This window comes from Bacillus sp. 105MF (assembly GCF_000374885.1).
Taxonomy (GTDB): domain Bacteria; phylum Bacillota; class Bacilli; order Bacillales; family Bacillaceae_G; genus Bacillus_A; species Bacillus_A pseudomycoides.
On the sequence record NZ_KB895575.1, the window covers coordinates 50,987 to 69,281 of the forward strand.

At 32.3% G+C, this 18,295-nt stretch carries 16 protein-coding genes and 3 pseudogenes; 4 read left to right on the forward strand and 15 right to left on the reverse strand.

What is annotated here, in order from left to right:
* Positions 1 to 15 precede the first annotated feature (15 nt).
* Positions 16 to 720 (forward strand): annotated as a pseudogene (locus tag C564_RS37455) (YwqG family protein); the annotation flags it as partial.
* A 774-nt stretch (positions 721 to 1,494) separates the two neighbouring features.
* On the opposite strand, the gene C564_RS0115675 reads toward C564_RS37455, so the two are convergent.
* Positions 1,495 to 2,421: an LAGLIDADG family homing endonuclease gene (locus C564_RS0115675; RefSeq protein WP_018765949.1), complete on the reverse strand. Its 927-nt coding sequence runs from the start codon at positions 2,419 to 2,421 to the stop codon at positions 1,495 to 1,497.
* A 429-nt stretch (positions 2,422 to 2,850) separates the two neighbouring features.
* Between C564_RS0115675 and C564_RS0115680 the strand changes: the two genes are divergently transcribed.
* Positions 2,851 to 4,167 carry an erythromycin esterase family protein gene (locus C564_RS0115680; protein ID WP_018765950.1) on the forward strand — a complete coding sequence of 439 codons (1,317 nt, stop codon included), beginning with the start codon at positions 2,851 to 2,853 and terminating at the stop codon, positions 4,165 to 4,167.
* A gap of 545 nt (positions 4,168 to 4,712) precedes the next feature.
* Here the strand turns inward: C564_RS0115680 and C564_RS0115690 are convergent.
* From C564_RS0115690 to C564_RS0115750, 12 genes and pseudogenes are all read right to left on the reverse strand, one after another.
* Complete coding sequence (locus C564_RS0115690) at positions 4,713 to 5,489, reverse strand: Cof-type HAD-IIB family hydrolase (RefSeq protein ID WP_018765952.1); 777 nt, start codon at positions 5,487 to 5,489, stop codon at positions 4,713 to 4,715.
* Positions 5,490 to 5,737: 248 nt separating this feature from the next.
* Positions 5,738 to 6,196 (reverse strand): hypothetical protein, encoded by a 459-nt coding sequence (locus tag C564_RS0115695; RefSeq protein ID WP_018765953.1) that lies wholly within the window; start codon positions 6,194 to 6,196, stop codon positions 5,738 to 5,740.
* Between the two features lie 185 nt (positions 6,197 to 6,381).
* Entirely contained in the window at positions 6,382 to 6,819 is a 438-nt protein-coding gene (locus C564_RS0115700) for an NUDIX hydrolase (protein ID WP_006094969.1), read from the reverse strand.
* Between the two features lie 647 nt (positions 6,820 to 7,466).
* On the reverse strand, positions 7,467 to 8,675 hold the full coding sequence (locus C564_RS0115710; RefSeq protein ID WP_018765955.1) for an L-lactate MFS transporter: 1,209 nt from the start codon (positions 8,673 to 8,675) through the stop codon (positions 7,467 to 7,469).
* A gap of 304 nt (positions 8,676 to 8,979) precedes the next feature.
* Positions 8,980 to 9,123: a hypothetical protein gene (locus C564_RS36785; protein ID WP_003197930.1), complete on the reverse strand. Its 144-nt coding sequence runs from the start codon at positions 9,121 to 9,123 to the stop codon at positions 8,980 to 8,982.
* A 53-nt stretch (positions 9,124 to 9,176) separates the two neighbouring features.
* Positions 9,177 to 10,188, reverse strand: a pseudogene (locus C564_RS33525) (serine hydrolase domain-containing protein).
* Between the two features lie 167 nt (positions 10,189 to 10,355).
* Positions 10,356 to 10,619 carry a heterocycloanthracin/sonorensin family bacteriocin gene (locus tag C564_RS0115725; RefSeq protein WP_018765957.1) on the reverse strand — a complete coding sequence of 88 codons (264 nt, stop codon included), beginning with the start codon at positions 10,617 to 10,619 and terminating at the stop codon, positions 10,356 to 10,358.
* Positions 10,620 to 11,083: 464 nt separating this feature from the next.
* Entirely contained in the window at positions 11,084 to 11,530 is a 447-nt protein-coding gene (locus C564_RS0115730; RefSeq protein WP_018765958.1) for an NUDIX domain-containing protein, read from the reverse strand.
* A 379-nt stretch (positions 11,531 to 11,909) separates the two neighbouring features.
* The gene (locus C564_RS0115735; RefSeq protein WP_081621479.1) at positions 11,910 to 12,215 is read right to left on the reverse strand and encodes a heterocycloanthracin/sonorensin family bacteriocin; all 306 of its coding nucleotides are present in this window, start codon (positions 12,213 to 12,215) and stop codon (positions 11,910 to 11,912) included.
* A gap of 408 nt (positions 12,216 to 12,623) precedes the next feature.
* Entirely contained in the window at positions 12,624 to 13,070 is a 447-nt protein-coding gene (locus C564_RS0115740; protein WP_018765960.1) for an NUDIX domain-containing protein, read from the reverse strand.
* Between the two features lie 178 nt (positions 13,071 to 13,248).
* Entirely contained in the window at positions 13,249 to 13,587 is a 339-nt protein-coding gene (locus C564_RS0115745) for a cytochrome c biogenesis protein (protein ID WP_018765961.1), read from the reverse strand.
* A 31-nt stretch (positions 13,588 to 13,618) separates the two neighbouring features.
* Positions 13,619 to 14,077, reverse strand: a complete 459-nt coding sequence (locus tag C564_RS0115750) for a GNAT family N-acetyltransferase (protein WP_018765962.1) — start codon at positions 14,075 to 14,077, stop codon at positions 13,619 to 13,621.
* A gap of 139 nt (positions 14,078 to 14,216) precedes the next feature.
* On the opposite strand from C564_RS0115750, the pseudogene C564_RS0115755 reads away from it, so the two are divergent.
* A pseudogene (locus C564_RS0115755) lies at positions 14,217 to 15,521 on the forward strand (aminotransferase-like domain-containing protein); the annotation flags it as partial.
* 249 nt (positions 15,522 to 15,770) lie between these two features.
* Here C564_RS0115755 and C564_RS0115760 read toward each other — a convergent pair.
* Positions 15,771 to 16,295: a GrpB family protein gene (locus tag C564_RS0115760; RefSeq protein WP_003197949.1), complete on the reverse strand. Its 525-nt coding sequence runs from the start codon at positions 16,293 to 16,295 to the stop codon at positions 15,771 to 15,773.
* A gap of 323 nt (positions 16,296 to 16,618) precedes the next feature.
* Here C564_RS0115760 and C564_RS0115765 point away from each other — a divergent pair, with 323 nt between their 5' ends.
* Complete coding sequence (locus C564_RS0115765; protein WP_018765964.1) at positions 16,619 to 17,086, forward strand: DUF2306 domain-containing protein; 468 nt, start codon at positions 16,619 to 16,621, stop codon at positions 17,084 to 17,086.
* 242 nt (positions 17,087 to 17,328) lie between these two features.
* On the opposite strand, the gene C564_RS0115770 is transcribed toward C564_RS0115765, so the two are convergent.
* Complete coding sequence (locus C564_RS0115770) at positions 17,329 to 18,183, reverse strand: alpha/beta fold hydrolase (RefSeq protein ID WP_018765965.1); 855 nt, start codon at positions 18,181 to 18,183, stop codon at positions 17,329 to 17,331.
* Positions 18,184 to 18,295 lie beyond the last annotated feature (112 nt).

The window sequence follows — 18,295 nt, forward strand, 5'->3', positions numbered from 1 at the left end:
GGGTGACAAATACATACCATATTTGAAAGTGAATTTGGTGGGTATCCGTATGTACCTATTCATCATGAGCATCCAAAGGATTCGAATGGACAGCCTATGATGTTACTTGTGCAGTTGAATTTTAGAGAGATTCCGCATATTGAATCTGTGCCAAAGAAAGGATTACTATAGTTTTTTGTAAGCAGAGATGCTGATCTTGTTGGGGCTGATTTTGACCATCCAACAAAACAAAAAGATTTTCGTATTATTTATCATGCAGAATTAACGCAAGATGAAACTCAAATTGTAACGGATTTTAGCTACTTAAATGCTATTGATTCAGAGAATTTTATTGTGCCTAGAGCAGCAAAGTTAAGATTTGAAGCAGGTTATCAACCTGTAACACTAGGAGATTATCGATTTGAAGAGTTTTTTAGAGATGCAATTCATTTAGAAGAAATCGATGACGATAGCGTAGAAATGGAATTTCATAGATTGTACAATAAACACTTTGAAAGCCAAGGGCATAAAATTAGAGGATATCCATTTTTTACACAAACGGATCCAAGAGAATGGGAAGAAACCTATCAAGAACATAACACCTTATTGCTACAAATCGATACAGATGATTCTCTAGGAATTATGTGGGGAGATTGCGGCATTGCTAACTTTTTTATACGAAAAGAAAATCTACTAAACCTAAACTTTTCAAATGTACTTTATAATTGGGATTGCTGTTAAGTCTAAAAACACCTTTAATATAGCGGAAAATAGGGAAGAGGGGTTGAAGTATTTCGCTATATCTGTGTGAATTACCGGTTATAGCAAGAATCTTAGTGTGAAATCACAATTTTAAAACTTATGTACGTAGTTACATGAATAAAAAGTCAATATAATTTACAAAAAGAAATATAAACCAATATAAAAATTCTTCCTAAAAAATAGGGAGAATTTTTATAGGAATAGTATCGGGTTATGTTAACTAAGATAAACAATACAACGCAATAAACAACTTGTTATAGATAAACCCTAAATTTAACCATATTAAGAAAATAAGATGTAATTATAAGGGAATGTATAAATGTATAATAGATGATGAAAAACTTAAATGCGCATGCGGAAACAATGTAATAACAAAAAAAATTTTAACGAATTACGTAATAAATTTATGTTCATCAATGTTTTTGTATGTTGTAAACTCAGCAAAATTTTTATTCTAAAAATGCTGTAGAGAAATTTAATCGTAAATTTACTATAAAATCTATAAAAATTTAAATAAGTAATATGTAAAGCCGATTTCATAAAAAATATCCGTTTCATCTCATTTTGTATAGTATACTTGTGTTTAGAGACAGGGAAACATTTCTTTTGTATAACTACCTATAATATATATTATGTTAACTTCGAAAATGAAAATAACTTACTTTTTGTTTCATTCCCCCTTTTTTGCTATTATTTAACGAAAAAAAGATTAGTGTTAGAGTGCAGCATTCACACTAATCTTTAAACGGAATTTTAATTTGAATGTATTTGTTCAAAGCGATTTTTGAATTCTAAATCATTTTTTAACCAGCTTTTAAATGTCGCTTTGCTCATATTAAGATATTCGCAAGACTTATTTATACAATTGTGTTGCTTATATTGTATGAGAAAATCATTTTTCCTTTGAGCAACTGCTGGTTTTGTTCTTTTTAATTTTCTATCATGTAATTGTTCTAAATCTAAGGTTTCCATTTGAAATATCTCATACTTTCTTTGTAAAAATAGTTCTTTATCTTCATAGATCCAATCAGAAAAAAGTTTAATTGTTTTTCGACCGCTGAGGATTACACGAAAATGCGTTTTTTTATTTATAAAGTTTGGTTTGAGATTTTGTTCTTGTAAGGTTTGGATTAAAGAATTCATAAAACTATGTGATCCACCTACGAAACTTACAGTATAAGTTGGATAGTTCACATAGCCATCTCCATCAAAATATCCCCTAATAAAATGATGCAGATACTCTTTTGGGACAAATGGGAATTGTACATCGTATGATTTACAAGGCATGATTCCGTGTAAGTCCATGAGATCGTTTTTCATGATTTTGCTATTTAGATTCAACATATAAACGCCAGTATTCTTGTTTTGGTATAACGGCTGGTTTGAATTGAGTTCTATTTTTATATCTTCTAAGATTCTGGAGTCTTTTTGAGAAATGCTTACAGTTTGATTATCTTTTGTAATGACACCATCTGCAATGAAAAACCCTAAAATATATGCCATATTATTAGACCAATGTTTAAAGTAATCTTCATTTAAATTATATTTTCGTTTCCAACTCCCTCTTGCTCTTCTTTCGACATTGTTATCTGCTAGAACCATACGAACATATCTTGCGGAAACGTTAGCTATTTTTGCGATATTTGACGTGCTCTTCCCTTCTAAATAAAGTTTAATCATTTCTGCTTTTTTCAGTGTGCATTTAGACTTCTTTTTACTCCTTTCAAAGATATAACTTAAGTGTGTACTGTCTTCTATATCATATAAAAGAACGAATGTTCCGTCTGTTTTATCTATCGAAATTGAAGATAATATTTTTATTCGCTATAAACCCCGTATCCTCCCTTCTTTTTGCAACTATCTACTCTCCCTACACATTGCACATACATTTTGCTCTATTTTTGTAGCTGCTATGGAGCGTATTTCCTAGAGCGCTCTTCTGACAATTCTTCATTTACACTTACCTTATATAAAATATATCCATTAATATGAATATACGAATCTAATTACACCTATTCTTTTTAGATAACTCATAGATGATTAGATTTATGTGATAAAGTTTATAAAAAACCAGGAGGGATATGTGTGTTTTCGAAATAGAAAAAAGGATTGGTAACTACTTTATTTGCATTAACAACGTTTTCGACAGTAGCATCCGCTGAAGAACTGCCTGCAGATCAACAAAAATGGCAAAAATGGGTTAGTGAACATGCGGTTAAATTACAGGAACCAACCGCTAGTTCTAATGAGGATTTGTCATTTTTAAAGCAAACCTTACAAGATAAACGGATTGTCTTACTAGGTGAGTCTACTCATGGTTCAACAGAAATGAATCAATCAAAGGTTCGTATGATTAAGTATTTGCATGAAGAAATGGGTTATGATGTGCTTGCGTTTGAATCAGGCTTTGCGGAAACAAATGCCGTGTATCAAAATATAGATGATTTAACAGCTAGACAAGCTATGAAGAAAGCTATTTCTAACGTGTGGTCTACAGAAGATGTGGAAGAACTATTTCAATACATAAAAGAACAGAAAGAAAAAGGAACGCCTATTATATTAACGGGATTTGATATACAAATTCCGTGGGATGCCTCTACTGCTACATTTGCAATATTTGCGAATGAATGGATTGGCAAATTGAATCCTGAAATAGGTAAACTACTCGTAGAAGCAGAAAAAGAAATCGTGAAATATCGTTCCGTTTCTACTTATGAAAAATTCCAAGCAATGCAGGCACCCCTTTTGGACAAGTACGAAAGGATAAAAGAATTTATCCAAAAACATAAGAATCAATTACAACAAGTAGCGCCTAAAGCATCCTATGATGTGAATTTGCTAGAAAAGTCAATCAAGATTCGAATTGATACCCTTAAAACGTATATTCCAAATCAAGTAAAAGAAGAATTAAGCATCCCCCCTCAGCCAGTTTTTTCGGATTTTTCATATTACTCACATGACAAACAAATGGGACAAAATTTAGCGTGGTTAAGTGAACTGCAGTATAAAAACAAAAAAATGATTGTGTGGGGACATAATTATCATATACGAAAACAGAACGCTAAAATGTTAAAAGCAGATCCTTATCCAATTCCATTTCCAAATATGATGGATGTTATGCCAAAATACTTGAAAGATCAAATGTATTCTGTGGGATTATATGCGTATAGCGGGAGCAGTTTAGGTTCGAATAACAATGGCCCTTTTCCTGTAAATGAAAAACATGCAGCTAATAGTATCGTAGAAATTTTGAAATCTGCGCAACATCCGCATTTAAAAGGTGAAGAAAATCGTCCTGAAACCTCTTGGATGTATATGCCAATTATCGGACTGCATTGGGGACAAAAGGAAGAAATCATGATTCCTAACCAACAATATGATGGTATTCTATGGTTAGAGCATATTACACCTTCTCAGATTAAATAAAATAAAAAGCGCACCATCCATTTTCTTGGTGCGCTTTTTATTTTATTTGGTCACTAGGAGATATATTTTTCTTTAACCAATCTTCTTTATGAAGGATATAGTGATTTTCTATAAAGCTCTTCTCCCGCCTTTTATGTCTTAGGATGTTAAACAAATCATTCATGTATAGCAAACACGCATAACTATTTTAACTATCGTATGTAAATTATACACTTTTTATTTTATCTAAAACTTATTTTATGAAATTATTAGTTTAAATGTATTCTGCTTAAAATGAACAAGAAAAGACACCTTATATAGGTGTCTAAGAATCTTATGTATCATACAAATCAAATGGAATTATTCTTTTTTCTCTTCATCTGTCTTCCCGTAAGCGAAAATCTCAAAAACGAATTCACATAGACCAACTACGACTTCCCCAATTACTTCGTGCATTTTCCCACACTCCTTTTTTGTAAATCTATCTTAAGTATATGAGTGGGATGTTTTTAAGTGCTATTGGAGAAGGTGACATAAACATTACAAATTTGTAATGTTACTCTAGTTTAAATGACACCAAATTTCTTTAACGCGTAAGATATTCCTCCTTCGCTTGCTCTTTTGGTAACGAAGTCTGCTTTTTGTTTTAACGTATCTTCTCCATTTCCCATGGCAATTCCCAAACCCACATACTCCAACATGTCGATATCATTTCCGCCGTCACCGAAAGCAATGGCTTCGGATTTGCAAAAGTTGAGATGCTCCAATACTTTTTTAATCGCAGCTGATTTGGATACTTCCGTTTCTTCAAGTACATTCATTACGTAGCCATGAAAACGCTCGAATCTAAGTTTTGAAAATCTATCTAGAAATTTTTGCGCTTCACTGTCGTCCGCATACAAACATATACAGTAAATTTCGTCTGATAGAGATTTCATTTTTTCGGGATATTGTGTAAGGTTCAAGGTTTCTTTTAATGCCCCCATGACCCGCTCATCATCGGAACCCATGCCGTTCATCGTAAATAGCTTGGTAAAATAAGAAACACCGTGTCCGTTCAACTCAGCAAAAGCTGAAACATCTTGAACTGTTTTTGTTGAAAGTACTGATTTATGTATAACCTTCTCATTACATGTTATAAGCGCACCATTAGCAGAAATAAACGTATCAATGCCCATAGTCTTAAACTTTTCGCACAAATTGTACGGTCTTCCTGTTGTAACTACAATTTTTATTCCTCTCTCGATTAACTTCTCAATTGCTTCTTTTGTGCTTAACGGTATACTTCTATCAACTTCGTTTAATAGGGTGCCATCGACATCAAAAAATACAATCTTGTACATATTTCAACCTCCCTTACTATATAAAGACATCTTTATCCAGTATCTTAAAGGCGTTTGATTTTGATAGAGTTGCGTTTTTTACTACTTGTATTTATCGCAGGAGATGTGTCATAATCCATGGTGATACCAATGTTTGAAACACCAGCATCTTTTACCTCTTTTTTCAGTTATTTTTATGTATTATTTTTTGTAATAACGACAAGAAAATATATAAAACGTTTCTAATTTTAATATAAAGCAACCATTACTTATATAATCGTATAGTCATCAAAATATTGATCGATACTTTTTAATTTCTCTACTTTAAAATTTATAATAGCAAAAGAACTCTCATGTAAATGTAACTTTTCATCTAAGGTAATAATGTTGCCGTCTGTATCAATCAATATGAACGAATAAACCCCCTCTATAGTAGCTGTGACTTTTCCTAACGCTTTTTTATCCAACCATATAGATAATCCTGCAAACAAAGAAGCAGTAACAAACACTTTGTTATCTATTAATTCAAATTTAATATAGTCTGGACTGTCAATATCAAATAGTTCAACGTAATTACATTCCGAATTCTCGTATTCTTTTGTATAATAATCAATAAAACTACTAATAAACATTTCTTTGTTATTCGAATTTTCTAGTATTTCTCCGCTTTCATTCAGTATAAGTTCCTCAAGTTTTTCGCTTGAAAGTATTTCGTTATATATTTGCATAGTTATTTCTCCTAAGCCCCTATTATTTCTGTGCATAATAATTAAAAAGGTAACGATTTGTATTTTAATAAACCTTTTTCCATTCATGTTTTGAATCAATTACTCTAATTTATTTTCAATGGGATATTCTTGGTTATTAAGTATCTTTCTTCTCATATTTGTTTCAACTTAAAATATTAGCTTTATTATTTGTGAATAATTGTCCCATTAAAAATATATGGTACAGTTTCTTTTCTTTGCAATAGATTTTTTAAATGTTCGGGAAGTCGTAAATATGTTTCTGCAATTTGTAGTTCCATCCACGTAACTTCCTCGATCTCTTCTGGTCGTGATATATGTATTTCTCCACCTGTAATTTTCCCAATAAAGTTAATGAAAATAGCATGGTGACCTCTTTCTTCAAAAAATGCTTCACTTATTGAAAAAATCCCATCTACCTCTATATCTAATCCTGTCTCTTCTTTTACTTCGCGAATTGCTGCTTCTTCTAACGTTTCATCAAACTCGACTGCACCACCCGGTAAAGTAAAATAAGAAGCATTTGAACCTGTATTTTTAACCATTAATACTTTTTCTTGAAACTCATCGTAAAGTAGTACGTACGTTACAGTTACTTTTTTCATAGGAACCTCCTTAGTAGATCTCTAGTATACAGTTCTCTATAAAGCGATGTATCTCCTTGCTAGTAAATTTTAAATATTATTATATGGAATATTAAGGATATCTTTTGTTTTTATTTAAAGATATAATAGTAAGAAAAAATAAAGATTGTGAATGGATGAAATGAAACCGCATAAAAAGAAAAGACTTAGAAAGAAAAAACGTAATCGAAAAACATTTAAGCAAATTGTATTTCAATGCTGGATCAATATTAAGAAGTTTTTTAAAGTATTGTTTGTTTTAGTGCTTTTTGGCGCGTTTTGGGGATCTTGTTATTACATATTTGATAAAGTATCGAATCGGGAATTTACAGTTCATCTTGTTTTCGCTTTTGTAATCTGTTTTGTGCTGTCCTATATTCTAGGGCATATTATCAGCAAAGTTAAGGACTGGAATTTTTCAAATGCAGATGTGAATTTTAATGGGGATATTGGAGGTTGTTTACTAGCTCTTATTTTATTTCCATTGTTTTTGTTATTATTTGGTATAACGTACTTTGGTGTGAACTACATTATTTATAAAATAACTGGAAATAAAAAATTTAATTCCTTCTCAAAAGAGCCCTAATGTTCATTTAGGGCTCTTTTCTATACAGAACACATGCAAAATGTTAAGCTATTTTTCGATATAACTTTTGTGTTTCTTTCTTTTTCTCCTTGCTTGGTGGTCGAATTAAAATGGAGATAATAAAGGATACAATACATAGTATACCGATTGTAATAAAAGTTGGTTGAAATCCGCCTAACAGCGCTCCGATAAATGAACCTGCGAGTGCACCAAAACCAAAACCTTGATATACAATTCCATAATTTGTACTATGATTTTTCAAACCGAAGAAATCACCCACAATTGCTGGAAATATGGTGATATTTCCTCCAAAACAAAATGCGACACTTGCAACACAAGTAAAATAAATAGCGTAGTTTAAATTCATAAAACTCAGTGTAAAAACAGATAAGCCGATTACAATAAAAGTTGCTGAAACAATTTTTAATCGACCTATTTTATCTGATAATGTCCCAAGAACAATTCGGCCAACAGTATTAAAAACCGCAATCATTGCAACGGCATTAGCTGCGGTTGCTACACTAAGTCCTACGAGTTGAACTCCGATATCTTTTACCATACCGATTAAATAGAGGCCACTCATACATGATGTAAATAACATAAAAAACAATAAATAAACTTGTTTTGTGCGTAACATTTCTTTCGTTGAATAATCATTACTTAAAGTTTCAGATACTTTTTCATTCGTAGCAGCTTCACGTAAGAAGAAAGATCCCGCAAGTATTACAATCAAAACGATTATGCCCCAATATAAAAAAGCTTCCGATACACCAACTGTATCAATTAACTTTCCATTTACATATTTAAAAATTAAGCTCCCCATTCCGTATGCTGAGACTGATATACCAGAAATGAGACCTTTACGATTTGGAAACCATTTAATTAAATTTGATAATGATGTGATATAGGCTGTACCATCTGCATAACCTACCACCACACCAGCTAGTAAATAAAGAAGTGGTAATGAGGAAACTTGTGAGCTAAGTATTAATCCAACTCCAAGAACAATTCCTGCGGTTGCGATAAGTTTACGAAGCCCCATCTTTCGTTGTAATTTACCTGCAAATAAAGTTGAAAATGATAAAGAAAAGCTGGTAATTGAGAAAGTTATCGCTACAGTATGAAGTTCCCAACCGAATTTACTTACTAAAGGTTGATTAAACAAACTCCATGTATAAATCGTTCCAAGACCAATTTGCACAATGATTGTGCCTAGGACAATCAGCCATGGATTTACAGATGCTTGTTTCATGCGAACTGTCCCTTTCTTATCATGACATGTTTTATCACAATTTAGTATATCCGTGATGAAATACAAGATACTAATTTAAAACTGGAAATTAAATTGGAGTCATTGTACAAAATAAACAAAAAGACACTTCGTTAAGAAGTGCCTTTTTGTCGATTAGATTATATACGGGTTTATTGTAAAAAGCTGTGTTAAGATAAGACATTTTCAAATGCTTATATACATTATAGTACCAAATGATGTCTTTATTTTTATGGGGCTTAAGATGTATTTTTCTTTCATAAAAAAGTCTTATAAAAAACAAAAATTAATATTCGATTTCCTCATAATCTTTTGGTTGTGGAACAGTTTGCATATTTGCAGCATCTTTTGGATCGCTATATATAGCGTTCTGCTCAACACTTGTGTCGTTGATGTTTTGTTTTTTACTTTTATTCGTTTGTTTTTTCATAAGGGTTCACTCCTTTTCTTTATAAAAGTAGTTATACCCCAATTCAAATATTTTTACAGGTATGTAAAAGATGATTTCGCGAATGTATCAGCGACTAAATTGCTAAATTCTCGTAAATAATACAGATAGTTGTCTCCTCCATAGTTATATCTTTTATTATACATTTTGGCAACGACAACATTATACTTGGGAATGACTAAAATGGTGGGTCCTGTAATGCCTAATATTTGATACGAGCCTTTAGGTACCCTTTCCCCAAGCTCGCTTTGTATAGCGGGTGTGTTTTGAACAAACCAGAAGCATCCGTTTTGTGGTAAGTCCGTGTTTTCGTATTCTGGGCTTTGAAGACTTGTTGCAATTTTAATAACCTCTTTCGGTACGATTTGTTTTCCATTTATGTATCCTTCATTTAAATGTAAATTTCCCCAATAGGCGAATTCTCTAGCAGAAACAAAAAGGTTTTTTTCCGTTCCATCATCTAATATTCCAGTACTGCATATTGCTTCTTCATGAGGATTTACTATTACCTTTACCAAATTCTCATGATACTTTTTTCTCCATCCTGTTTCTTTAAAACCTGCAGGTATAAAGATACGTTCTTTTAATAACGCAGGAAAACTTTTATTATATAGTTGATAAATAAGATGGGTCATCATACGTACGTTAATATCTCGATATGCCCACCCTTGTCCAGGTTCAAATTCTCGATAAATTGTTCCGTCTTCTTTTTCATTTAAACCATGTGAATGGGTTACTAAATGCCTTAATGTTGTTTTACCAAGTAAATTTGTATCATAGTCTTTAAAATAATCAGCTGCGTAATCGTCGAGATGCTTTATTTTCCCTTCATATAGTGCATAAGCAACCGCTAAACCTAAGTAACTCAGCAACATTAAATTGTGAAGACGCTGTTATAGTAGCACTGTTTTCAGTATTAGAATGATTTCCACTATAATGTTCAAGTACCACTTCATTATCTTTCATAATAAAAAGTGCTGCTGCAGAACTATGATTCCGTTCTTTTATATCTTCTACCCATGAAACTAATTTTTGGTATGTATGCAATGTCTCATTCACCTCTGTATGAAATTCTATATCAAATATTAATTTCGATGAAAATAGAAGATGTCCTTTTATTTGTTAAATTCACAAAATGAAAGAAAAGTGTCTCTACACTCTGAACATGTACATACACCTTTCTTTCATACCATAACTTCATTTATGTTACAAAGTTAAATGAACCACCAGCTCCAGCAGCTAAAGCATCCCCCGCCGCAGCCGCCGCAACCTGCACAGCCGAAACAGCCGAAACAACGTCCGCCGAAACCACCACAACGTCCGCCGCAACCGCCGCAACGTCCGCAGCCGCCGCAGCGACGAGCATCTTCTTGTGCATAATAATATGGATATTGATTTTGATTATCCCAGTACACAACATTTCCAGGGTGATAATCATTTAGATTCAATGATTGCAGTTCTTGTTGAAATTCATTCATTTTCATGACCTCCGTTTATAAATTAAAGCTTCTATCCAGCATAATTCATCGGTGCTTTTCTATAGGTATTACTTGTTTAATCGGCATAATAAACAGCAATACCTATAAGCTAGAAACCAATTTCGATACGTACAACAACAAAATATGAGGTTTTACTGGGTGATGTACCTTGTTCGATTGCCTATTTTTAGATAGCTTGTATGATGGATTCATTTTTATAAACGATATGAAATTGAACAATAGTATTTAAATTCATATGAATTTCTCATTTGTAAATATAGGAGGAAATCTTACATTCTTTGTAGGAACATGGGCTGAGGTTTATTTCTTTCATACAATCGAGGCGAATCAGTTATTTTACTTGATCGGGATTATAGCTTTCTTTAGTGGTTATTAAGAATAAGCTGGGTACCTATGCAGTACTTTTATTAACATTTAAGTACCCAATATCCATCCTTAATACTTTATAAATTACTAATCCAACAATTTGATAAATCTTCTTTTTGTACTTTTTCTATTAACCTTTGTACAGAGGGTTCTGGCATTATTTTATATGTAATTAGATTTTCATTGTTAGGGATGATCCAATGAAAATCTAAGTGAGACTCTTTCGAAATCGGTGTTATATCACTATGCAAGTCTTTACTATAGACTTCGAAAACATGATTTATTTCATAATGAAGAGTCTCACTATCTTGCCACTCGTTTTCAATCACTCCTAAAAAGCGCTTAACTTCACAATCTATACCTATTTCTTCTCTCAGTTCACGAATTAATGCGCATTCTGCAGGTTCTCCTAATTCCACATGACCACCTGGTAGAAAAGAATGATGCCCTTTATAATTTGCTATTAAAAGTTTGTTATTTTTTATAATGATTCCTCTTACAATATGATGAAATTTCGTTTTCAATTAGGTTTCTCCTCTTTATCCATTTTCTTAATTAAAGTTAAATAAGTAAACGGTATACTTCTTCTCTATCATAAACATGACCAAGATTTACAAAACGATAGCTTTCATATAACCTTTTTGCCCGAGTGTTCTTTTTGTGTACAATTAGACGAATCTCTTATTCCGTGCCTTTATTTCTTCTACCCATGAAACTATTTTTTGATATGTATCCAATGTACCATTCACCTCTATATGAAATGCTATATCAAATATTAATTTCGACGAAAATAGAAGATGCCCTTTTATTTGTTAAATTCACAAAATGAAAGAAAAGTGTCTCTACAGTTCATACTTGTATATACACTTTTCTTTCAAAAATATCTTTATTTATGTCACGAATTTAAATGACCCACCAGGTAGCACCATTAAAACCGTCAAAACAATTAGAGCAACCACCGCAACCACCGCAACCACCACAACCAAAACAACTAAAGCAACCGAAGCAACCAAAACAACGGAATCCACCACAACGAAATCCACCGCAACGAAATCCACCGCAACGGCCACAACCGCCACAGCGACGAGCATCATCTTCAATATAGTAATATGGATATTGGTTTTGCTGGTCCCAATACACAACATTTCCAGCCTGATAATCATTAAGGCTTAACGCTTGTAGTTCTTGTTGAAACTCATTCATTTTCATGACCTCCGTTTATAAATTAAAACCCCATCGATGCTTTCCTATATTTCTGTTCGTTAAATCTAAGTAGAAATAGCGCTATAAACTAAGTTCAATACGTACACCAACAAAATATGACCTATCACTAGATGATGCACCTTGTTCATATGCCTATTTTTAGGTTGTTTTTACTATGGGCTCATTTTTATAAATGGAAATTATAAAATATGAATTTAAACAATAACATTTAGCTTTATGTCATCATTTTCTAGTTCTATAGCTTAAGCGTGGTAGTTTTTTGCGTGATATCTTTTAGTCATAAAAAAACACAGATATTAAATTTTTAAAAAGATGAACTAAGAGTATATTAGTTTTTCGAGAAAGGGTACTTATATCATGTTTTTTTACAACGTAGTACTCTTGCATGTTATTTTATAAATTGCTAAGCCAACAACTTGATAATTCCTCTTTTTGCACCTTTTCTATTAATCCTCGGACTGAAGGTTCAGGCATTATTTTATATGCAATTAGATTTTCATTATTAGGAATAATCCAACTAAAATCTAGGTGAGACTCTTTAGAAATTGGTTCTATATCACTATGTAAGTCGTTACTATCAACTTCGAAAACATGATTAATTTCATAATGAAGTATTTCACTATTTTGCCACTGGTTTTCAATCACTCCTAAAAAGCGCTTAACTTCACAATTGATGTCCAGTTCTTCTCTAAGTTCGCGAATTAATGCGCATTCTGCAGATTCTCCTAACTCAACATGACCACCTGGTAGAAAAGAATGATGCCCTTTATAATTTGCTATTAAAAGCCTTTTATCATTCATAATTATCCCTCTTACAATATGATGAAATTTTGTTTTCAATTAAGATTTCCCTCCTTTTGTAGTAACATAGCATGTATTCTCATTAAGTCTTTATTATTATTTTTTGTTTTTCTAGAACTATCGTGAATAGATTTTGAATACACCTTTAAGTAATCTTTAACAAATGAAATTACAATACTAACTTCATGTTTTTTGAAAGTGATATCCTCCGAGAATATTAAACTTGTCCAAAATATTCATTTAGTAGTGGCATGATATAAATCATGGGTGTTTCGTAAGGGTCAATTCGATTAATTATGGTAAGTGTGTCTTTTACAATGTCTTGTTTACACCTTATTTCGACTTTACATTCTTGCCCTTCACATATTTGACCGATTTCTCCATCAAAAGGTGTTGCATTATCTAACGGTTTCCAGTACCCTTTAACTGTGCTGTAAGATAGACAGTTATCGTAATTTCCGACCTTACAAGCGTGAATGTTATTTAATTCATCTCGTAGAGTTTCAATATATTCCTCTGGGATAAATATTTCGATTTTTACTTCATTAAATTCCATGCGCTAGATCACAACCTTTTCTAAATAAAAGTTAGACATATAAACGATATACTTGCTCTTCGTCATAAACATAATCAAGTTTTTTAAATCCATAACCTTCGTATAACCTCTTTGCAATAATATTCTCTTTATGTACAGTTAATCGAATCTCCCTACATTCCGTAAATTCATTTGTAATCCATTTAATCATTTCAGCTAAAGCAGTTTTACCATATCCTTTTCCTTGATGATGCTCATCAATCATAAATCCGTTAATCCAATACATGTCCGATGTATTTGGTTCGAATGCATGCATAATGAATCCAATCATACTATCGTCATCATATATGGCTAATGGAATGTATTCGACATTTTCACCATCCGGCTTAATATATACTTTCGCAAGTGATACTGCTACTGGTGGTACAAATGTAGTTTGTTTCTTCGATACTTGTAATTTCAGTGCTTCTTCCCAGTTATCTCTTGTTATTATTTTTAATTGGATATTCATCGTATGGACTCCTTTTTGAATAACAAATTATCCTATTTAAAAAATATCTTTCTTTCATAATTGTTTCTTTATCGGATTTTAATAGTTCGAATACACTTCCTATATATTCAACGATTCGCTATCATTTCCTCTCTAAAAGAATCGAAGTACAGTAATTATGGCGTTAGAAGAACTAACAGCAGACGGTTTACTTAGAGGACAAATGGGTATGGGAACAATTGTAATGAATAATACATGGTCATTATTAGCAACGAATCCTCCACCTAATTGGAACGAGTATGTAAAAACAGGAGTACATAAACCAAGTAAATTAATTGTTCAAGAAATTAATGAAATCGAATCAAACAAAGACTTTATTCAACTTAGTAAAGGTGAACTTTCTTCTGATATTTTTCCGTTAGAAACAATGAAATTAGTTATACATAATGTGTCTAAGGAACTAGATACTTTCGGATATGAAGAACCAAAAGGACTTTTCCCTTTACGCCAGACAATAAGTGATTATGTGAAATCATTCGGTATTCATACATCTCCGTCTTCTATACTAATCGTTTCCGGAGCATTGCAAGCACTACAGTTAATATCAGTTGGTCTTTTGCATAGGGAATCCACAGTTCTACTTGAAAAACCTTCATATTTATATTCGCTTCATGTATTTCAATCAGCAGATATACATCTTTCTGGAATATCGATGGATGAGTGTGGTATCGTACCAAGCGATTTGTCTAGACGAAGTAAATATAATAAAACGAAAAACATTTTATATTCTATCCCTTGTTTTCACAATCCAACAGGTGTCTTAATGTTGGAAAGTCGACGGAAAGAACTTATGAATGTTTGTGAAAAAGAACAACTTCCTATTATTGAAGATGATATTTATCGTGAATTATGGATTGATGAACTACCTCCACTACCATTAAAGGCAATGGATCAAAATGGGCACGTATTGTATGTCGGTAGCTTATCGAAAACACTTAGTCCTGGATTAAGAATTGGATGGGTAATTGGTCCAGAACCTGTGATTGAAAGATTATCAGACATAAAAATGCAAACAGATTATGGATCTAGTTCATTATCACAAATAGTTGCTGCTGAATGGTTGTCTAGTGGTTTATATCAAAAACATGTAGCGTCCGTGAGATTGCAGCTGAAAGAACGAAGAAAAATCATGATACAAGCGCTGGACCTGTATTGTAAAGACATCGCAACATGGAATGCCCCTAGCGGAGGATTGTTTATATGGTTAAAGATACAACCTAAAATTTCAATGAAAAAACTATTTTCAAAAGCATTATCTAAAGGGATTCTTCTTAACCCAGGGCGTATTTATGAAGAGGAATCTGATCAACATATTCGTTTATCGTATGGCTATGTACCTGTCCAAGATCTTACGCAAGGAATCTATCAGATAAGTCAAATTGTTAGGGAATTAATAGAACCATAGAAAAGTCCTCTTCATGTAAGGAAGAGGACTTTCAAGCGGGTACTCATACATTCATATGTTAGGTGTTGACAACTTCCTGATACATTCTTCTCTACCTTTTCATAAACTGTCCAAATCAAATCTTTGAGTTAACTTATAATTGTTTAACCATATTGGTATATAAGAAAGATGAAAATATTTTTGGAATTTCCAATTTAATTAGATTCTATTTGTTCTTCTATTACAAGTAGTAATTCCCACTTTTTCTTTTTAGTTTATATAAAGCGTCTTATTCAAAATCCCTTTTACAAAATCAGTTTTAGCTTCACAATAACCATCAATATTATATCGATAGTTCTCAGCTAATCGATATTTCAGTTCTTCATATTCTTTCCGTGCACCCTCATTTGCTGATAAATAATCCCGTAAAGCGACATGTTCTAAATAGCCTTTCCCATCCTTCGGGCAGACATAGAGGTGGTATTTCATAAAATTATCTTCATTATTTCTTTGAAAAGCTTCACGTCCTTCAACACCTAGATCTCCTTGATGGTGATAACCTTCTTTTTCTAATCGTTCTATAATGTCAGGTAATAGATCGTAACTTTCTATAACTACATCAATATCAATAATTGGTTTTGCTGCTAACCCTTCAACAGAGGTACTACCTACATGCTCAATTCTTAAAATTAAATCGCCGATATAACTTTCAATCATTATTTTGATTTTCTTGAACTCCATTTTCCATTCAGGATTATAAGACATGATTTCTATTATTCTCGTTTTTTCAGCCATTATTATATACCTCCTTATCATAATTTAATTTTTTTCCAAATATAATAAATTGCTCATACGAATCCTCATCAAGCCCTAGAATTTCTGCAAAAGCAGTTTCTATTTTACACCTTTTTTAGAACTATAATATCTTTTCAAATATGAAGTAGTTTCTTAATTTACAATATACATTTTATATCAGCAAACAAAATATGATGAAAATTATTATTGCTAGAAGATGTTCTACAAACACCTTAATTTCAATATATTAAATTGAATCAAAGATGTATTTCATCTCTTCTTTAACAAACCAAAAATATTAAAATGGCAAAGGAGGAAGTATATTGGATATCTTTCCTATACTTTTAATAATTCATATTCTATTTGGGATCATATGTTTAATTTCAGGAGCTGTCGCAATGTCTGCAAAAAAGAGAAAAGGAACTCATACAGAATGGGGTGAAGTTTATCATGCATCTTACGTTGTAATATTCATCACTGCAATTATATTGTCTATTTTACATTGGAATGAGATTGCTTATTTGTTTTATGTCGCACTTTTTTCTTATTCATTTGCTATTTATGGCTATCTTGCAAGAAAAAGACGCTGGAAAAATTGGATTCATCATCATATTAGAGGTATGCTAGGTTCATATATAGGTGCTGTAACGGCTCTTCTAGTGAACATAGGGAATTCTATACCGATATTAAATTTACTTCCTACACTATCGTTTTGGTTTTTACCAACATTGATTGGTACCCCACTTACAATAATGGTTATAAAAAAATATAAAAAGCATACAAACAAGTAAAAAGCTCTATTCCTCTTTGAAAAAATAGAATCGCTATTAATCATGCAGTAAATATTCTGCTTCGATAACTGGATTCAGCGATTTTTTTATTACTACTCAATCATTTTAGTCCAAAGAAAAAAAGCCATTTAGATAAAATACAATTTATTATTCGTGAATAGTTGAAACGAAGTGTCAATAAAAAATAGACGATCTAAGGAGCAGAAAACTTCTTAAATCGTCTATTTTGACTGTGTAATTCCCTACACTCTTGAAGTATGTTTCGAAATAGCGTTAATTATATTATCCCAATCATCAAAATGAATTTCATGCCCCGTTCCCTCTAGTGGTAGTAACGACGCATTAGGAATTTCATTCGCTAGAGCTAAGCCATGCTCATACGGAAGTGCCGTATCTTCGGTGCCGTGAATAACTAAAGTAGATATATTTATTTTTTTTAATTTCCCCTCATAGTAATCATCACCTTTAAGCAGTGCATGATTAAACATGCTGAGTAGATTGTTTGCTCGTTTTATTTCTTTTGTTACCTGCTTCGTAACTCTTTGCTCATCAAATTTATGCTTTGGTCCACAGAGTAATGCTGATCCTCTAACCAAATAATTCACAACAGATTCGTTATCTGTCCAATCCAATTTACTTCCATTCGCATGATAAGCAAGAATTTTTTCATCCATTGGAGGTAAATTCCGATTGTTTTCATCAGACCCATAAATACTTGATGCAATCAATGTCATTGTTAGGACTCTTTGAGGATGCCTTACTGCGATAATTTGAGCAATCATACCTCCCAAAGACATTCCTACAATATGTGCATGATTAATATCGTATGCATCGAGTACTCCAACAGCATCATCCGCCATGTCTATCACAGTATAATGAGAACTTCCTGGCTTGTAGGTAACGGAACGTCCAACATCTCGATGATCATATCGAATAACGTATCGCCCTGTATCTGCTAATCGTTTACAGAACTCTTCATCCCAGTAAACCATCGAACACATTGCTCCCATAATCAGTAAAGTCGCTGGGTGATTAGGATTTCCAAAACTCTCTGTGCATATATCAATTCCATTAATTTTATTTATCTTTTCTTTCATAATTCATTCCTCATTTCATTCGAATTTGGTCATTTGAAAAAAGGTACATCAAGACAGCCCAAAATTCCCTTTAGAAAAATGAACGAATAGAAATGTACCTGAAATTAACGGA